Here is a 15,741-nt window from a genome sequence, read left to right as displayed (position 1 = left end):
TACAACATGAAGCTGGTTATTATAAGTCCCGAAACATTCATTAGGAACGAATCAAAAACTGTTAATCAACTGTTTGATCATGGGCTGGAAGTCTTCCACGTAAGGAAACCAAATGCGGATATTAAATCTATTCGAAAATTTATCCAATCCATTGATCCTTTCTTTCATCACAGGTTAATTGTTCATGGCGACTGTAATCTGCTTCAGGAATTTAATTTGGCAGGCATCCATTTGAAGGCAGGTGAATTTGAGGTTTTAAAGGAGCAGAGGGGGGTTATTTCCAGTTCGGCACATTCAATAGCGGAATTTATAGCAATGGACAGGCCTTGGACACAAATTTTTATCAGTCCTGTTTTTGATAGTATTTCAAAAACAGGATATCGTAAGGCCCCGCATTTGTTAGAAATGGGAAGCATAACAAGGCAAGGGCAGCTTATTGCTCTTGGCGGTATTTCGGATAGAAATATTGGTCTAATAAAAAGAAAAGGTTTCGACGGCGCAGGGTTATTAGGATATATATGGCTTACAACAAATCCCTTGTCAAATTACATCAATTTAAAGCATCTAGTAGAGGAACGAACTTATGAATCGAATTAAAAAACATATAGAGCGGCTACAATATATTACGCATGCAACAAAAGACAAGTCGATTATCGATCAAGTCCATATTGCGGTGGACGCCGGCATCAAATGGGTTCAATTTAGATTAAAAAATGCTGACGATGATACCTTTAAACAGCAGGCTATGGCTTGTTTGGAAATTGCTAAACGGCACCGTTGTACTTTTGTCATCAATGATCGCGTACATGTTGCAAAAGAAATCGATGCAGATGGCATTCATATCGGAAAAGAAGATATGTCGCCTCGCACGGCGAGGGAAATACTCGGCCCCGATAAAATCATTGGGTGCACAGCAAATACCATTGATGATATTATACAGTTAAGCAACCTACCTATTGACTATATCGGCTTAGGACCCTTTAGATTTACTAGAACAAAAGAAAAACTAAGCCCGATTTTAGGTTTAGCCGGCTATGATGAAATCATGAAAAAGGCAGTGGCTCACAATTTATCCGTTCCTATTATTGCCATTGGTGGAATCCAGGTTGAGGATGTCGGCCCGTTATTCCAAACGGGCGTACATGGTATAGCCGTCTCGGGAATTATCTCAAACAGTAATCACCCACGAAAAGACTGCCAAAATTTACTGAAACAAATAGAAGCACAATCATGTCCAACAGTTTAAAAATAGCAGATAAGATCTTCTCCTCCCGTTTGTTTACAGGTACGGGAAAATTTAGCTCCTTGTCGATTATGGAAGAGGCCCTGCTCGCATCAGGGTCTGAATTGGTGACAGTCGCACTGAAGCGTATCGATGTTACGCCACAAGATTATTTACTCAAACATCTCGATCATCCACAAATTAGCTTGCTGCCCAATACCTCCGGGGCAAGAACGGCCAAAGAAGCTGTTTATGCAGCAGAGCTTGCTAGGGAAGCCTTGGAAACAAATTGGTTGAAGCTTGAGATCCACCCGGATCCGAAGTATCTCATGCCGGATCCGATAGAAACCCTACTTGCTGCGGAAGAATTGGTTAAAAAGGGATTTGTTGTATTGCCTTATTGCCATGCTGATCCTGTACTTTGTAAACGGCTGGAGGAAGCGGGCGTAGCTGCTGTTATGCCTTTGGGGGCACCTATCGGCAGTAATCAGGGCCTGCAGACACTTCCGATGTTGGAAATTATTATACAACAAGCGAATGTCCCCGTTATTATAGATGCAGGTATCGGTAAGCCAAGTCATGCAGCGCAAGCAATGGAAATAGGAGCAGACGCCGTATTGGTAAATACGGCTATTGCGGTAGCTCCCGATCCAATCAACATCGCGATCGCCTTTAGAGAAGCCGTCCGGGCGGGTAGGATTGCTTACGAAGCTGGAATGGCTATTTCAGGACAAGAAGCACGTGCTTCCAGTCCGCTAACTTCCTTTTTAACGAATACATAATGTTCACAACTACTTTTGATCAGTTTGACTGGGAAACAGAAAAGGCTTCTATCTACAATAAAACACAGATCGAAGCTGAAAAGGCACTGTTGGCAAAGCACCGTACCTACGAGGATTTTAAGGCATTAATTGCACCCGCAGCGCTCCCTTTATTAGAGCAAATGGCTCTATTAAGCCAAAGAGAAACGCAGCGACGTTTTGGCAAAACCATTCAGCTGTATGCACCTTTATATCTGTCGAATGAATGCCAGAATATCTGTACCTATTGCGGTTTTAGTTTGGACAACAAGATACCAAGGAAGACGCTTACGTCATTGGAGATCTTGCAGGAAATTGCTGTGTTAAAAAAAATGGGTTACCAACATGTTCTACTGGTAACGGGTGAGGCGCAACAGCAAGTTGGAATGGATTATTTTAAGAAGGTTATTCCGCTCATTAAACCACATTTCGCTCATATAGCCATGGAAGTGCAGCCACTGGAGGAGTGTGACTACCGAATATTACGTCAGCTCGGTGTTAACACCATTTTGGTTTATCAAGAAACGTATCATCAATCCGATTATAAAATACACCATACCAAGGGCAAAAAGTCAAACTTCAGATATCGCTTAGAAACACCCGATAGAATCGGACGCGCTGAAATCCACAAAATTGGCTTGGGGGTTTTGTTAGGACTTGATGATTGGCGCACCGACAGTGCTTTTGCCGCCCTCCATTTGCAGTACTTGGAAAAGACGTATTGGAAAAGTAAATTTTCCATTTCTTTCCCCCGCCTTCGCCCGCACGCGGGTGGTTTGGAACCAAAAACGGTTATCAACGATGCGGAGCTTGTTCAACTGATTTGCGCGTGGCGCCTATTTAACCAAGATGTAGAGCTTTCCATGTCTACACGTGAAAGTCAGAACTTTCGGAATAACATTATCAAATTAGGTATTACATCGATAAGTGCCGGTTCTAAAACCAACCCCGGCGGTTATGCTGTTGAACCCCAAAGTTTGGAACAATTTGAGATTGATGATACGCGGACACCGGAGGAAATCATTGAGGTTATAAAACAAGCAGGATATGACCCTGTTTGGAAAGACTGGGATGCTATCTTACAACTGGATTGACATTTATTATTGGCTTCATGTTAACTGACAGAGAATATTACGACCGCCAGATAAAGTTGACGGGTTTTGGCGAGTCCGCTCAAAAAAAACTACAACAGGCAAGGGTGCTGGTTATAGGTGCCGGTGGACTTGGTTGCCCGACGTTACAATATCTCGCAACAGCAGGTGTGGGGCATATCGGGATTATTGACGGGGATCTTATTGCTATGCATAACCTACATCGACAGATTCTCTTTAGTCGAGAAGATATTGGCCATTCCAAAGCCTCTGTTGCTGTAAAGAAATTAAAGCAGCTACAACCAGCTGTCCAACTCAAATCCCACCCCTTTAGCTTAAGTGCTGAAAATGCCTTGGACATCATATCACAATACGATCTAATTGTTGATGGCAGCGATAATTTTAATACACGTTATCTGGTAAATGATGCCTGTGTGATAAGCGGTAAAGCCTTCGTATCAGGTGCGGTAAATGATTACACAGGGCAATTGTCGGTCTTCAATTATAATGAAGGGCCAACTTATCGTTGCCTTTACCCTGATGCACCCGATCCTGATTACTGCCATAGCTGTTCGATCAATGGCATCCTCAATGTATTACCCGGCATTGTTGGTCTATTGATGGCAAATGAGGTTATAAAGGTCGTTACAACCTACGGAGATGTATTAAGCGGCAAATTGCTGACAATCGATATTCAAAAAAATCGCTATCAAACCATCTCTTTTGCTGTGGATCCGAACAATAAGAAAATAAACACCTTGAAACACCACAAACATGTAATGCATGACCATGAGGTGCTGACTTATCAACGATTAAATCCCAATACATTACTGGTTGACGTAAGAGAAGATTGGGAATTTGAAGAGAAAAATATTGGAGGTATCAATATTCCGCTCTATGAATTGCCTCATCGGATTTCCGAAATTAAAGGCAATCACCCGATTATTTTTTTGTGTCAATCGGGACTGAGAAGCAAGCAAGCCGCTGCCTTATTTAAAAATGAAAACCGACAAATTATGATCGCTAAGCTGGATTAGGGTCGATTCAGCTTTTCGTTATTCTTGTGTCTTTCGCTATCGCGAATAGACTTTTTATGAAGATTTTTTTCGAGTGCGTCGGTTAGATCAATTCCGGTCTGGTTTGCTAAGCAAATCAAGACAAAAAGCACGTCGGCCATTTCGTCCGCTAAATTTACTTCCTTGTCAGATTTTTTGAAGGACTGTTCACCATATTGTCTTGCCATGATGCGAGCAACTTCGCCCACTTCTTCCATTAACATGGCCGTATTGGTAAGCTCATTAAAATAACGGACACCGGTTGTTTGAATCCAATGATCAACTAATTCTTGCGCTTCCTTTATTGTCATAGTTCTTTATCTAGAAATGAAACTCAATAGTTTTCTTTATCCTTTGTGTTCATTATGATGGTCACGGGTCCATCGTTAAGTAAATCGACTTTCATATCAGCACCAAAAACACCTCTCGCAACAGCTTTACCCATTAACGTTTCCAACTCGTTAATCATTTTATCATAAATAGGCATTGCCTGTAACGGCTTTGCCGCTCGTATAAAAGAAGGCCTATTGCCTTTCTTGGTTTGTGCAAAAAGCGTAAATTGCGATATCAGTAGGATATCACCCTGCACGTCCATAAGCGATTTGTTCATCAACCCTTTGTCGTCGCCAAAAATTCGCATATTGACGATTTTTTGCGCGAGCCAGCGTACATCGTCCTCTCCGTCTTCTTCCTCAATTCCCAATAATATCAATAAGCCGTGTTTAATCTCTCCCGTAATTTTTTCAGATACCTTACAAGAAGCTCGACTGACACGTTGTAGTACCGCTCTCAATTACGTTCCTCCTTTTTAGTCCATAAATGGGCGATGTGAATAAGCGTTAATGCCGCCTTCTGCATATCTTGTACGGAAACCCATTCTTGTTTTCCGTGGAAAGCGTGCTCTCCTGCAAAAATATTGGGACATGGGAGCCCCATAAAAGAAAGTCGCGATCCGTCCGTTCCGCCCCTTATACTTCTCCTGATGGGCTTTAAGCCTGCCAACCGGATGGCCTGAAGCCCGATATTGATAATTGCAGGATATTTATCCAACACTTGCTTCATGTTGCGATATTGTTCATGAATGATCAATTGGTAAGAACACCCCGTATATTGTGCTACGACCTGCTTAGCAATGCTATCCAGTATTTGCTCATGAGCAAGAAGTTGTTCATCCCTGAAATCTCGAATTATAAAATCAATTTTCGCCTGCTCAACGGTGCCCGATATGGAGACGGGGTGAATAAATCCTTCTTTGTCGCTTGTCGTTTCGGGAGAAAGCCTGTCTTTAGGCAATGCACTTACAACTTCAGCGGCAATCTTTATAGCACTCTGCATTTTTCCTTTTGCAAAACCGGGATGGGCACTGATTCCGTTAATGGTAAGTGATGCCCCGTCAGCCGAGAAAGTTTCGTCTTCAATTGAACCAGCGGTTTCTCCATCAACAGTATAACCAAAATCAGCGCCAAGTTTCTCCATATCTACTTTATCTACACCTCTGCCAATTTCTTCGTCCGGTGTAAAAAGGATTCGTATTTTACCGTGTTTTATTTCCGGATGCTTTAACAATAAGGCTACCGCATCCATAATAGCAGCAAGCCCCGCTTTATTGTCAGCTCCTAACAAAGTTGTTCCACTGGCGGTGATGATGTCATTGCCAATCTGCATTTGTAGATCCGGATGGTTTTCCTTCGTAAGCACCTGCGAAGGATCATCCGGTAACACAATGGGGTCGCCCTGATAATTTTTATGGATGATCGGCTTTACATCCACGCCACTACAATCAGGAGAGGTATCCATATGCGAACAGAAACAAATGACAGGTATAGCGGGATCATCAATATTGGCATCCACCGTAGCATATACATACCCAAATTCATCTAAATGCGCATCATGCACGCCTAACGCTTTCAGTTCCTCCACCAGCAACCGCCCTAAATTCTTCTGCTTTTCAGTAGATGGTTGGCTTATGGAGTGTGGATCACTTTGCGTATCTATTTTCACGTAGCGCAAAAAACGTTCGGTAACGCTATACTCCTCGGGCTTTATCAAAATACTCATTTGGTAAAATTAATACTTTCCTGCTATTCTTTTTAAAGCCTCTTTAGCTTTATTCTCTATGCTACTTTCGTAATCGTGGTTTTTCATATTGATTGCTTTACTGTAGCAATCTGCCGCCATTTTATACCGCTTTTTTTCCACATAAATATCTCCGAGGAAGAGTGCTGCATTAGCCGCATAATAGTATTTGCTGTCTTTACCGAAGGCGATTGTGTATTGATAAAACTTGATCGCTCCATTAATCCCGCCGGTTTCATGAAATACGCGAGCAAAACGATAACAATATTCAATTTTATCTCGTTTTTGCTTATAATTATTGGCATTTTCTTTTTCTAAAACGTCCTTTGCTCTTTCATAATAGCCCCCGTCAAATAGAAATCTAGCCTTTAATAAACTTTCATTGGGTACTCCCTCATTTGCTTCATTGAGGGCTTGCTTATCTTTTTCGTCATAAGTGGTCCCGTTAAGCTGTATCTTTGAGAGATAAGCCTTATAATTCAAACTATCGCCCTTCAGCAGAGAAATGTATGCCAAATGAAGATAAGTGTCTTTTATATAGCTTCCTCCTGCACTTTCCTCTAGGAAGCGTTGAAAATCTACCTTTGCTGAAAAATCCAGTTTATGAAGCTTGGCCATTCCCTGTAAATAGTCGAGATAGGGATAATTAACGTAATCGGCACTTTTTGGCTTTGCGATTAAATACGCTATTGCTTCATCGTTATGACCGGTTTTAAAAGCCGTAAATGCGCGGATGTAAAGTTTCAGTAAACTATCATCTTGCATTTTGCCGGTCAAAAAATAAATTTTTTCAAACGCTTGCTTCTTCTTGGTGATGTTAACCCAAACCTGCATCAGATAAAAAACAGATTCGTCATAAAAAATTTCATAAGCTGACCCTGGCAAACTATTCACAAGCTCTTCCAGCATCTTCTCGCCTCTTTGGGTGCTACCGTGTACGCCCAACGTACCCAGCGCCTTCTGCGCGCCCGTGGGTAAGGAGCCGATTACGGCATTTACCATGCCTAAACCTTTTTTGTTAGGAAGAAATTCCGGAAATTTCTCCATGTTTTCATGGAGCATATTATAGGCTTTTTTAATCTCTAGCGCACTGGCCACATACTCTTGGTACTTACCTCGAAGAAGGGCCCATTGCAGGTTTATTTCGGCTTGTGCAAAAAGATAGTAAGGAGAGTTCTTATCGCCTCCACCGAGTTGAGACAAACGGCTTGATTTGTTCTTTTTTAACTTATCGAATGCCGACTTGTCATCGCATGAAAGTATGTAGAAATAGTCAACATAATTCTCCAATAAGGGAATGAAGTTGTTCTCCGGGTTCACCAGTCTCTCTTTTTCGAGATATTGCTTCGCCAAATCCAACCTTAAATTTAAAATTTCTACATAGGCTTGTTTACAATTAGCCGAGAAGTCAAAAGCAGCATAGGTTCTAGGAAATAAACTAAAGGAAAGGGTGAGGAGTAATACTAATTTGCGCGCCATGTGCATTTGATTAACGAATATGATTCCTCTTTATTAGCAGTAACAATGCCAAAATACACCGCCAATAAAAAAGCCCAGGACATATGACCTGAGCTTAACAATATGTTATAATAAATTTTAGGCTTCCAATGTGTTCTCTACAAAAGCCTCATCCACCAAAATACGGCCACAGTGTTCACACACAATGATTTTTTTACGTTGACGGATATCTAACTGTCTCTGCGGTGGGATTTGGTTATGACATCCTGAACACGAATCTCTGTCGATTGTTACGACAGCCAAACCGTTCTTTGCATTATTACGCAATCTGGTGTAGGCAATGAGTAAACGTTCTTCGATGTTTGATTCCGCTTCTTCTGCTTTTCGTAATAACTCGTCTTCGTCTTTTTGCGTTTCAGAAGTTATTGTATCCAATTCCTCTTGTTTAACGGCTAAATCTTTCTTACGTTCTTCTAAATCGCCTTGCGTTTTTTCGTAGATCTCCGTTTTGTTACGAATCTCAAATTCATGCTCACGGATTTTCTTCTCGCAAACCTGAATTTCTAATCCTTGAATCTCAATTTCTTTGGTAATCGCGTCGTACTCCCTATTATTCTTTACCTCATTTAATTGGGATTCATATTTCTTAATAGCAGCCTGCGCTTCCTTAATCATGTTTTTACGATTAACGATAGCGTCTTCTAAGTCATCAAGCTCTGAACGGATCTTTTCCATACGAGTTTCTAGACCAGCTACTTCGTCTTCAAGATCAGCCACCTCGATAGGCAATTCTCCTCGAACCTGACGGATCTTATCAATTTTGGTATGAATTGTCTGCAAATCCCAAAGGGCCTGCAACTTTTGCTCTACGGTTTGTTCCATTAAATATAATAATTTATGGGGTTTGTATTTACTCCGGTTAAACGGACTGCAAAGTTAGGAAATTTTTTTTGAATTATTTCCAACAATAATTCCTGTGTAAACTGCTCACTTTCAAAATGTCCGACATCGGCAATAACAATTTTTTTCTCCGCATCAAAAAACTCATGATACTTATAGTCAGCCGTCACAAACACATCAGCCCCTTGCCGAATAGCTTGAGATAGTAAAAAGCCGCCCGAACCTCCGCAAACAGCAACGCGTTGCACACGCTTACCCCTTAAACGGGTATGCCTTATTACACTCGCCCCCAAACATTGCTTAAGAAGTTCAAGAAACTGGCGCTCTTCTAAAGGCTCCGGTAGGCTCCCTATCATGCCGCTACCTACTTGGTGATGTTTATTTTGAAGTTTATAAATATCGTAGGCAACCTCCTCGTAGGGATGCGTTTCATACATAGCGATCAAAATTTGCCTTTCCCGATGTTGCGGATAGATAACTTCTATTCGTTCTTCGACTTCGTAATGTCGTTCTCCGATCGAACCAACATAGGGATTTGTCTCCGCCCCCGCTTTAAAGGTTCCGGTTCCTGATGCATTAAAGCTACATTCACTGTAATTTCCGATATGACCCGCACCCGCTTTAAACAATGCTGACCGGAGCTGCTCTGCTTGCGTCTTCGGAACAAAGACAACCAGTTTATTCAATAGTTCCTCTTTAGGCGAAAGGATGGATAGCTGTTGAAGACTTAGCTTTTCCGCGATCTTCTTATTGACTCCTCCATAAATATTATCCAAATTGGTATGAATGGCATAAAGAGCAATATCATGCTTAATAGCCTTCATTACAACACGTTCAACGTAGCTACGTCCATTAAAGCGCTTTAAACCTTTGAATACAATGGGATGATGAGCGATAATTAACTGACATCCCAAGTCAATCGCTTCGTCTACGACCTCTTCTGTACAATCGAGTGATATAATAGCCCGATCAATATTCTGATCAGGGTTTCCCACGATCAATCCTGAATTATCGTAAGACTCTTGATAAGAAAGAGGGGCAATCTGTTCTAAATAATCTATTAATGCAGCTAAAATCATGATTTAGTTTTCTTCCTCCTGATGCTCTTGTTGTTCGCTAAGGAATATATTATGGTCTTTTAACAATTCCCTAAACTTGTTCATTTTAACCCAATAGGCAAAGAAATAGAAAAAATAGACCAAATTCACTCCCATTAGGATATTCACGGGGAGTGGAAGCATGGTAATGATATACAAAATAGCAACGGTAATACCGGTTGATCGTCCGGGAAATTCCTCCTCAGCAATCTTACGATCATAAAATTCATTCGTTAAAGAATCCGACATACGTCTTGCCAATTCAAAGTTCCAATAAATGTTAAAAATCGGAATTAACACTAAAAACGCTTCGCCCGGTTTCATGAATCTATTTTCCGGTGCGATCAATTTCAACGTAGCCCTAAACGTATTTGCATACAAAACTTTGATAAATAAAAAGAGAGCAGCCAAAGCTCCTGCGGCAATTAACGTTTCCCGGTCAATATTATTTATATCCAATTCCATTGGTACGAAAGTACATCAAAAACTTAGATAACTGAATTTTATGTGCAATTTACAAAACCCATACGTTACCTAAGCAGCCAACTTCCGATCCATCTTGCGCAAAACATAAAGAATATTGGTAATTAAAGGTTCTTAGGCTTATTCATGAACCAAAGGCTCACTGCCAAATTCAGCAAAATCCCGACCAATAAAGCCCCCCCAAATCGCCCCATGTATTCTTCCATATAAGGCTGCCTTTCATACTGTAATAATATCGCCGTAGCCAAGCCTGCAAGTACTCCGCCTACCAGTAAAATCATAAAACCTTGAACAAATGCCCGAAAAAACGAAATCTGATGATTAGGCAGCGTATTTTTATAATGAGCGATTCCAAAATAGAGCCCTAAAAATGGGATAAAAACAGAAAGATATTCCATCCATGAAATTCCTAAGAATCCTGCTGAAGACCCTCCGCCGGTTTTCTGAATAACGAAAATCCATATTCCGCTTAGAATGCCGATGAGAACACCGTATGGCCATGCTTGTTTCATAATCAGTGCTTTTAAATTGTTTCTGTATAACAAGATTAATATATTATTGTTTAGTTACTCCCAGTCGCGGCTCGGGTTCCCGATATCGAACGACCGTTGCGAATGTTGTTTTATATAGTTATTTTAGTTTACCGGTAAAAACGCATTACATTGGCATTTCAAAAAAGAGTAGAAAAACATAATGAAGCTGATTTATTGAGTCGATATAAATCTACGGGAGAATTACACATATTGGGCGTGTTATACGAACCATATATGCCGCTCGTTTATGGTGTATGTTTAAAATACTTAAAGGATGAGGCTCGCAGCGAGGATGCTGTTATGCAGATATTTGAACAGCTTATACAGAAGCTACGCATTCATACTGTTAATAATTTTAAAAGCTGGCTATATTCATTTGCTAGAAATTACTGCCTAATGGAATTGCGTGCAGCCAATAAAGAGACTACCATCTCCATAGAAGAAAATTCTTTTATGGAAAATGAGCTCGTTGAGCATCAATTCTTAGGAGAAGATATGCTTGAAAGCAAACTCACGCAGATGGAGAAATGCTTAGAGCAATTAAATATGGAACAGCGAGAATGTGTTCGGTTATTTTACTTGGATCAGAAATGCTACAAAGAGATATCAGACCTCACCGGCTACGATTTGAGTAAGGTTAAAAGCTATATACAAAATGGCAAACGGAACTTAAAAATATGTATGGAAAAAAATGACAAGTAACATAACGAATATTATACGAATTCAGCAATACCTTAAAGGAGAACTATCTCCTGAGGAAATGAACAAATTGGAACGGGAAGCATTGGATGATCCTTTTCTGAATGATGCATTGGAAGGTTATCTACAAAAGGGTGTAAACACACAACACTTAACTTTACTTCAACAACGCTTACAGAATAGAATAACGGAGCAGCCACAAGAAAGAAACCGCATGCTTTTTACTTCGCAAAGGCTCGGCATAGCAGCTGTTGCTTGTTTGTTGTTTGTTTTGGCTTGTGTCTTGCTTTGGATGGTTAACACCCGAAATACAGCAAATAAGACGAACCGAGAGGTAACGGTAGAACTGAACACAGGTGACCCTATTCCTTCCGGCAACGGATTATCAATTGCAAGAAAGTTAACAGCATCCTCGGCATCGCCGGCAGCCGGATGGGATCACTTTAATGATTACATCGCGAAAAAAGCGAAGTCCAATATGGCTAAAGGAGTCATTGTTCTTCGGTTTCAAGTAAACCAACAGGGACGGCCATTCAACATACAGGTAATAAAAGGCACCGAATATAGTCAGCTAAACGAAATCAAACAGCTATTGAAAGGTGGACCGGCTTGGGAAGCGAATAAATCGGGGGAAGTTGAGTTTGTTTTTGAATAGATGTAATTCTATTCAAAAACAAACCTGAAGCTCTTTATAAAATATAATGCATAATGCCATAAGTGATGCCCGCCAAGATTGCGGATACAGGAATGGTTAGTACCCATGCCCATAGCAAACTGATTGTTACGCCCCAACGGACAGCCGACACACGCTTAACCAAACCAACACCTATAATGGAACCTGTAATCGTGTGGGTTGTAGAAACCGGGATTCCGAAGTGCTCGGTAATTCCTAGGGTTAAGGCTCCCGCTGTTTCGGCACCAACTCCCTCTAAAGCTGTCACTTTCGTGATTTTTGTTCCCATTGTTTTTACAATTTTCCATCCACCGCTCATGGTTCCTAATGCGATCGCACTATAACAGGTTAAAGGGATCCATTCCGGCATATGATCGGCATTTGGTAAATACCCGCCTGCTACCATGGCAACTACAATAATTCCCATAACCTTTTGCGCATCGTTTCCTCCGTGAGCAAAGCTCAAAGCGGCCGACGAAACTAACTGCAATCGCTTAAACCATTTTTCTGCAACCGCCGGGCGAGACCGTTTTGCCAAGTGCAAAATTATCAGCGTTATAACAATTGATATCAGCATACCAATTACAGGGGCCAACACAATGAAAGAAATTATCTTTAGGGTAGGTCCTAAGTTGATGGCACCCATAATGGAATCACCCAGAAATAGCGCATGGGCCATGCCCGCACCTGCAAACCCACCGATCAGCGTATGTGAGGAGCTGGAAGGAATTCCGTAATACCAGGTAAATAAGTTCCAGCTGATGGCAGCAATCAATCCGGCTAGGATAACTTCTAACGTAATATAATTTTCAACTACTGTCTTCGCTATCGTATTGGCAACTTTGTGATCTGTAAAATAGAAATAAGCCGCAAAATTAAATGCTGCTGCCCAAAGCACAGCCTGAAAAGGTGTCAGCACTTTAGTTGATACAATGGTGGCAATGGAATTAGCTGCATCATGGAAACCGTTTATATAATCAAAAGCAACGGCTAGCACAATAACAACGACCAGTATGGTTAACATAGATTTTAAATTTTAATTAGTGAAGGGCTTAAATGTAAAAATAGCACGCGCAAGATGCTACGCATTTTTCACTAAAATACTTTCTAACACATTCGCCACATCTTCACACATATCGGTTGCGGTTTCCAATGTAGCAAGCACCTCTTTATACTTTATAAGAGATATCGCATCTTTTTCGTATAAGAACAGGTCGCCTATCGCTTTATTATAAACGTAGTCGGCTTTGTTTTCCACACTATTTACACGAACGCAAGCATCTGCGATACTTCGCACATTTTTCAAATTTCTTAACTCATGCATACCCTTGGAAAGCGCAGTAACCGCTTCCACAATCAGCCCCGCTAATTCGCGGATTGGATCTGTAATGGTATCGACATGATACAGCTCCATCCGATTTGCAGAATCAAAAATATAGTCAGCGATATCATCCAAAGCACTTGCAAGTGTATGAATATCCTCACGATCAAAGGGAGTAATAAAGTTCTTTCCTAACTCCAGATGTATTTGATGGGTGATTTCATCCCCCTTGTGCTCCAAATCTTTAACCTTTTTATAAAGCGTTTTTCTTTGTTCTAGATCATCTGTATTAACTGCCTCGTGAAGTGCTTGGGCGATGTCTATCAGGTTAGTACTTGCCTGTTCAAAAAGAGGGAAAAACTTTTTGTCTTTTGGAACGAAGTATTGGAATATACTGTTTAGCGACATTTTGTTTTTTATATATTATGTTGCAAAGGTATATCCTTTATGTTAAGTTAATGTTAAGTTTGTGCTAACTCTATCCAAATGAACATTTGTGTAACAAGGAAAACGGTTCATGTATTTAAGCCTTTGCTAAAGTAAACCCAAAGGTTGAACCCAATCCTTCAGTACTTCTTACGGAAATTGTTTGTTGATGCGCTTCCAGTATATGTTTCACGATGGCCAATCCCAATCCTGATCCACCAATTTGCCGTGAACGACTTCGATCGGTTCGGAAAAACCGTTCAAATAAGCGGGGCAAGTACTTCTCCTCAATGCCGATGCCATCGTCCGTTACCTCGATGAGCACCTGGTCATGCAACTCGTAGGTTTTAATATAGGTGTGCCCCTTTTCTTTGCCGTACTTAATAGAATTGCTAATTAGGTTGACCAAAACTTGTCGAATTTTTTCTCGATCGGCGTTTACAAAAATTGGATAACTATATTTCTGCTTAAAGATTAGTTCTATATCATGCTTTTCTGCTTTTAGTTCTAAGGATTCCATTACTTCCTTAACGAGCAGGGAAAGATCAAATCGTTGGTAATTTATTTTAATTTCACCGCTTTCCAATTTAGCTATTTCATCCAAGTCTTTGATGAGATAACTTAGCCGATCAATGTTGTTGGAGGCTTTTTGCAAAAAGACTTCTGCTCTTTCAGGATCTTCATACATAAGTCCATCTTGAACGGCTTCTAAATATCCCTGAATAGCAAAAAGAGGTGTTTTAAATTCATGCGATATATTTGAAAGGAACTCCCTTCTAAATTGTTCCTGGTTTTTCAATGCATCTATCTCAATTTTCTTTTCCCTCGCCCAGGCTCTTACTTCTTCATGCACATCGTTGATAGGATCGTCACCCAATTGCTCGCCCAAGGCTTCCTTTAAATCTTTACCCAATTTAAGGTTATGGATCATTTTGTAAATGAGCGTAATCTTTCGATAAATATAGCGTTCAATGAGGTAGTAAAAAACAAAAAAGCTGCAAATGAACGCAATAACAAACGTTATTAGGAAGTAATACCAACTATGCTGAAAGTAGAAGTTTACCGAACTTAATGATAAAGCAACAATTAATGCATTTATTGAGACCAGCAACTTAAATTGCATAACCGGTTTAGTTTAAAACTTTTTAATTAATAGGCTGCTCTTCATCAAATTCACCCAAGATGGTGATGCCGCCCTTCACTTTATCGCCCAGCTTTACATTCACCTTTGTTCCTATAGGCAAGAAGACATCTACACGAGAGCCAAATTTAATGAAGCCAAATTCTTCTCCTTGCTTGACTTCTTTGCCTTCGTTAACATACCATACGATTCGCCTCGCTAGTGCTCCGGCGATCTGCCTAAACAAAACCTCTACGCCAAATGAGCTTTCTACAACGATTGTCGTTCGCTCGTTAAGTGTTGAAGATTTTGGATTCCAGGCCATCAAGTATTTCCCGGGATGATATTTAAAAAATTTGACGATACCGGTAATGGGGCTCCGATTACTATGTACATTAATCGGCGACATGAAAATGGATACTTGTAATCGTCTGTCTTTAAAATATTCTGTTTCTTCTGTTTCTTCAATAACCACCACCTTCCCATCTGCCGGGCATAATATCTTTTGTTCACTTGGACTGATTTTACGGATTGGGTTCCTGAAAAACTGTATAACCGTCACAAGAAGTACAAACGAAAGTATATATACGATCCACGTCAATATACTATTGTCTGAGTAAAAAAAATGCACCAACGCATTTATTACAAAAACAAATAATATTGAAAGCGCTAATGTCGTATAACCTTCTTTATGGAATTTCATTAGAATAATTTATTATTGTGTGTGCCCTGTAAGGTCATTATTTCGATACAAACTTAGCATATTTTTTCCTCAGAATAAATTATT

19 protein-coding genes are annotated in these 15,741 nt (G+C 40.4%); 7 read left to right on the top strand and 12 right to left on the bottom strand.

The features are described from left to right. The first annotated feature begins 6 nt into the window (after positions 1 to 6). The 5 genes from FKG96_RS03875 to FKG96_RS03855 are packed head-to-tail and all read left to right on the top strand — an operon-like array spanning position 7 to position 4,150. On the top strand, positions 7 to 597 hold the full coding sequence (locus FKG96_RS03875; RefSeq protein ID WP_041387157.1) for a thiamine phosphate synthase: 591 nt from the start codon (positions 7 to 9) through the stop codon (positions 595 to 597). Next, positions 584 to 1,246, top strand: a complete 663-nt coding sequence (locus FKG96_RS03870; protein ID WP_130854583.1) for a thiamine phosphate synthase — start codon at positions 584 to 586, stop codon at positions 1,244 to 1,246. The genes FKG96_RS03875 and FKG96_RS03870 overlap by 14 nt, the downstream gene beginning before the upstream one ends. Continuing rightward, positions 1,231 to 2,004, top strand: coding sequence for a thiazole synthase (locus FKG96_RS03865; RefSeq protein WP_130854584.1), 774 nt, complete (start codon positions 1,231 to 1,233; stop codon positions 2,002 to 2,004). The genes FKG96_RS03870 and FKG96_RS03865 overlap by 16 nt, the downstream gene beginning before the upstream one ends. After that, complete coding sequence (thiH, locus tag FKG96_RS03860; RefSeq protein WP_130854585.1) at positions 2,004 to 3,116, top strand: 2-iminoacetate synthase ThiH; 1,113 nt, start codon at positions 2,004 to 2,006, stop codon at positions 3,114 to 3,116. The genes FKG96_RS03865 and thiH overlap by 1 nt, the downstream gene beginning before the upstream one ends. Before the next feature lie 17 nt (positions 3,117 to 3,133). Then, complete coding sequence (locus FKG96_RS03855; protein ID WP_130854586.1) at positions 3,134 to 4,150, top strand: HesA/MoeB/ThiF family protein; 1,017 nt, start codon at positions 3,134 to 3,136, stop codon at positions 4,148 to 4,150. On the opposite strand, the gene FKG96_RS03850 is transcribed toward FKG96_RS03855, so the two are convergent. The 8 genes from FKG96_RS03850 to FKG96_RS03815 form a co-directional block, all read right to left on the bottom strand. Then, entirely contained in the window at positions 4,147 to 4,479 is a 333-nt protein-coding gene (locus FKG96_RS03850) for a nucleotide pyrophosphohydrolase (RefSeq protein WP_013664672.1), read from the bottom strand. The two genes, FKG96_RS03855 and FKG96_RS03850, sit on opposite strands and share 4 nt — an antisense overlap. A gap of 23 nt (positions 4,480 to 4,502) precedes the next feature. Then, a complete protein-coding gene (gene dtd, locus FKG96_RS03845) occupies positions 4,503 to 4,961 on the bottom strand; it encodes a D-aminoacyl-tRNA deacylase (RefSeq protein WP_013664671.1) in 459 nt (152 codons plus the stop codon). Continuing rightward, entirely contained in the window at positions 4,958 to 6,226 is a 1,269-nt protein-coding gene (gene pepT / locus FKG96_RS03840; RefSeq protein WP_149105157.1) for a peptidase T, read from the bottom strand. Before pepT ends, dtd begins: the two co-directional genes overlap by 4 nt. A 9-nt stretch (positions 6,227 to 6,235) precedes the next feature. Next, a complete protein-coding gene (locus FKG96_RS03835; protein WP_130854588.1) occupies positions 6,236 to 7,723 on the bottom strand; it encodes a tetratricopeptide repeat protein in 1,488 nt (495 codons plus the stop codon). A 117-nt stretch (positions 7,724 to 7,840) separates the two neighbouring features. Continuing rightward, complete coding sequence (locus FKG96_RS03830; RefSeq protein WP_013664668.1) at positions 7,841 to 8,584, bottom strand: zinc ribbon domain-containing protein; 744 nt, start codon at positions 8,582 to 8,584, stop codon at positions 7,841 to 7,843. Further along, the gene (locus tag FKG96_RS03825; RefSeq protein WP_130854589.1) at positions 8,584 to 9,681 is read right to left on the bottom strand and encodes a Nif3-like dinuclear metal center hexameric protein; all 1,098 of its coding nucleotides are present in this window, start codon (positions 9,679 to 9,681) and stop codon (positions 8,584 to 8,586) included. The genes FKG96_RS03830 and FKG96_RS03825 overlap by 1 nt, the downstream gene beginning before the upstream one ends. Before the next feature lie 3 nt (positions 9,682 to 9,684). Beyond that, positions 9,685 to 10,164, bottom strand: coding sequence for a hypothetical protein (locus tag FKG96_RS03820; RefSeq protein ID WP_013664666.1), 480 nt, complete (start codon positions 10,162 to 10,164; stop codon positions 9,685 to 9,687). Between the two features lie 122 nt (positions 10,165 to 10,286). After that, on the bottom strand, positions 10,287 to 10,694 hold the full coding sequence (locus FKG96_RS03815) for a DUF4199 domain-containing protein (RefSeq protein ID WP_013664665.1): 408 nt from the start codon (positions 10,692 to 10,694) through the stop codon (positions 10,287 to 10,289). 150 nt (positions 10,695 to 10,844) lie between these two features. On the opposite strand from FKG96_RS03815, the gene FKG96_RS03810 reads away from it, so the two are divergent. Further along, a complete protein-coding gene (locus FKG96_RS03810) occupies positions 10,845 to 11,417 on the top strand; it encodes an RNA polymerase sigma factor (RefSeq protein WP_149105156.1) in 573 nt (190 codons plus the stop codon). Continuing rightward, the gene (locus FKG96_RS03805) at positions 11,407 to 12,069 is read left to right on the top strand and encodes an energy transducer TonB (RefSeq protein ID WP_130854591.1); all 663 of its coding nucleotides are present in this window, start codon (positions 11,407 to 11,409) and stop codon (positions 12,067 to 12,069) included. Before FKG96_RS03810 ends, FKG96_RS03805 begins: the two co-directional genes overlap by 11 nt. 34 nt (positions 12,070 to 12,103) lie before the next feature. Here FKG96_RS03805 and FKG96_RS03800 read toward each other — a convergent pair whose 3' ends face one another. The 4 genes from FKG96_RS03800 to FKG96_RS03785 all read right to left on the bottom strand — a co-directional run bounded on the left by FKG96_RS03800 (position 12,104) and on the right by FKG96_RS03785 (position 15,657). Further along, positions 12,104 to 13,111, bottom strand: a complete 1,008-nt coding sequence (locus FKG96_RS03800; RefSeq protein WP_013664662.1) for an inorganic phosphate transporter — start codon at positions 13,109 to 13,111, stop codon at positions 12,104 to 12,106. A 57-nt stretch (positions 13,112 to 13,168) separates the two neighbouring features. Next, positions 13,169 to 13,816, bottom strand: coding sequence for a DUF47 domain-containing protein (locus tag FKG96_RS03795; RefSeq protein ID WP_013664661.1), 648 nt, complete (start codon positions 13,814 to 13,816; stop codon positions 13,169 to 13,171). 115 nt (positions 13,817 to 13,931) lie between these two features. Beyond that, positions 13,932 to 14,957, bottom strand: coding sequence for a cell wall metabolism sensor histidine kinase WalK (locus FKG96_RS03790; RefSeq protein ID WP_013664660.1), 1,026 nt, complete (start codon positions 14,955 to 14,957; stop codon positions 13,932 to 13,934). A gap of 22 nt (positions 14,958 to 14,979) precedes the next feature. Next, entirely contained in the window at positions 14,980 to 15,657 is a 678-nt protein-coding gene (locus tag FKG96_RS03785; protein ID WP_013664659.1) for a phosphatidylserine decarboxylase family protein, read from the bottom strand. Positions 15,658 to 15,741: the final 84 nt, after the last annotated feature.

Origin of the sequence: Olivibacter sp. LS-1, from assembly GCF_008245145.1 — a bacterium.
GTDB classification, from domain to species: domain Bacteria; phylum Bacteroidota; class Bacteroidia; order Sphingobacteriales; family Sphingobacteriaceae; genus Olivibacter; species Olivibacter oleidegradans.
Note: the sequence above shows the minus strand (reverse complement) of the source record. Positions and strands in the feature narration are given on the sequence as shown.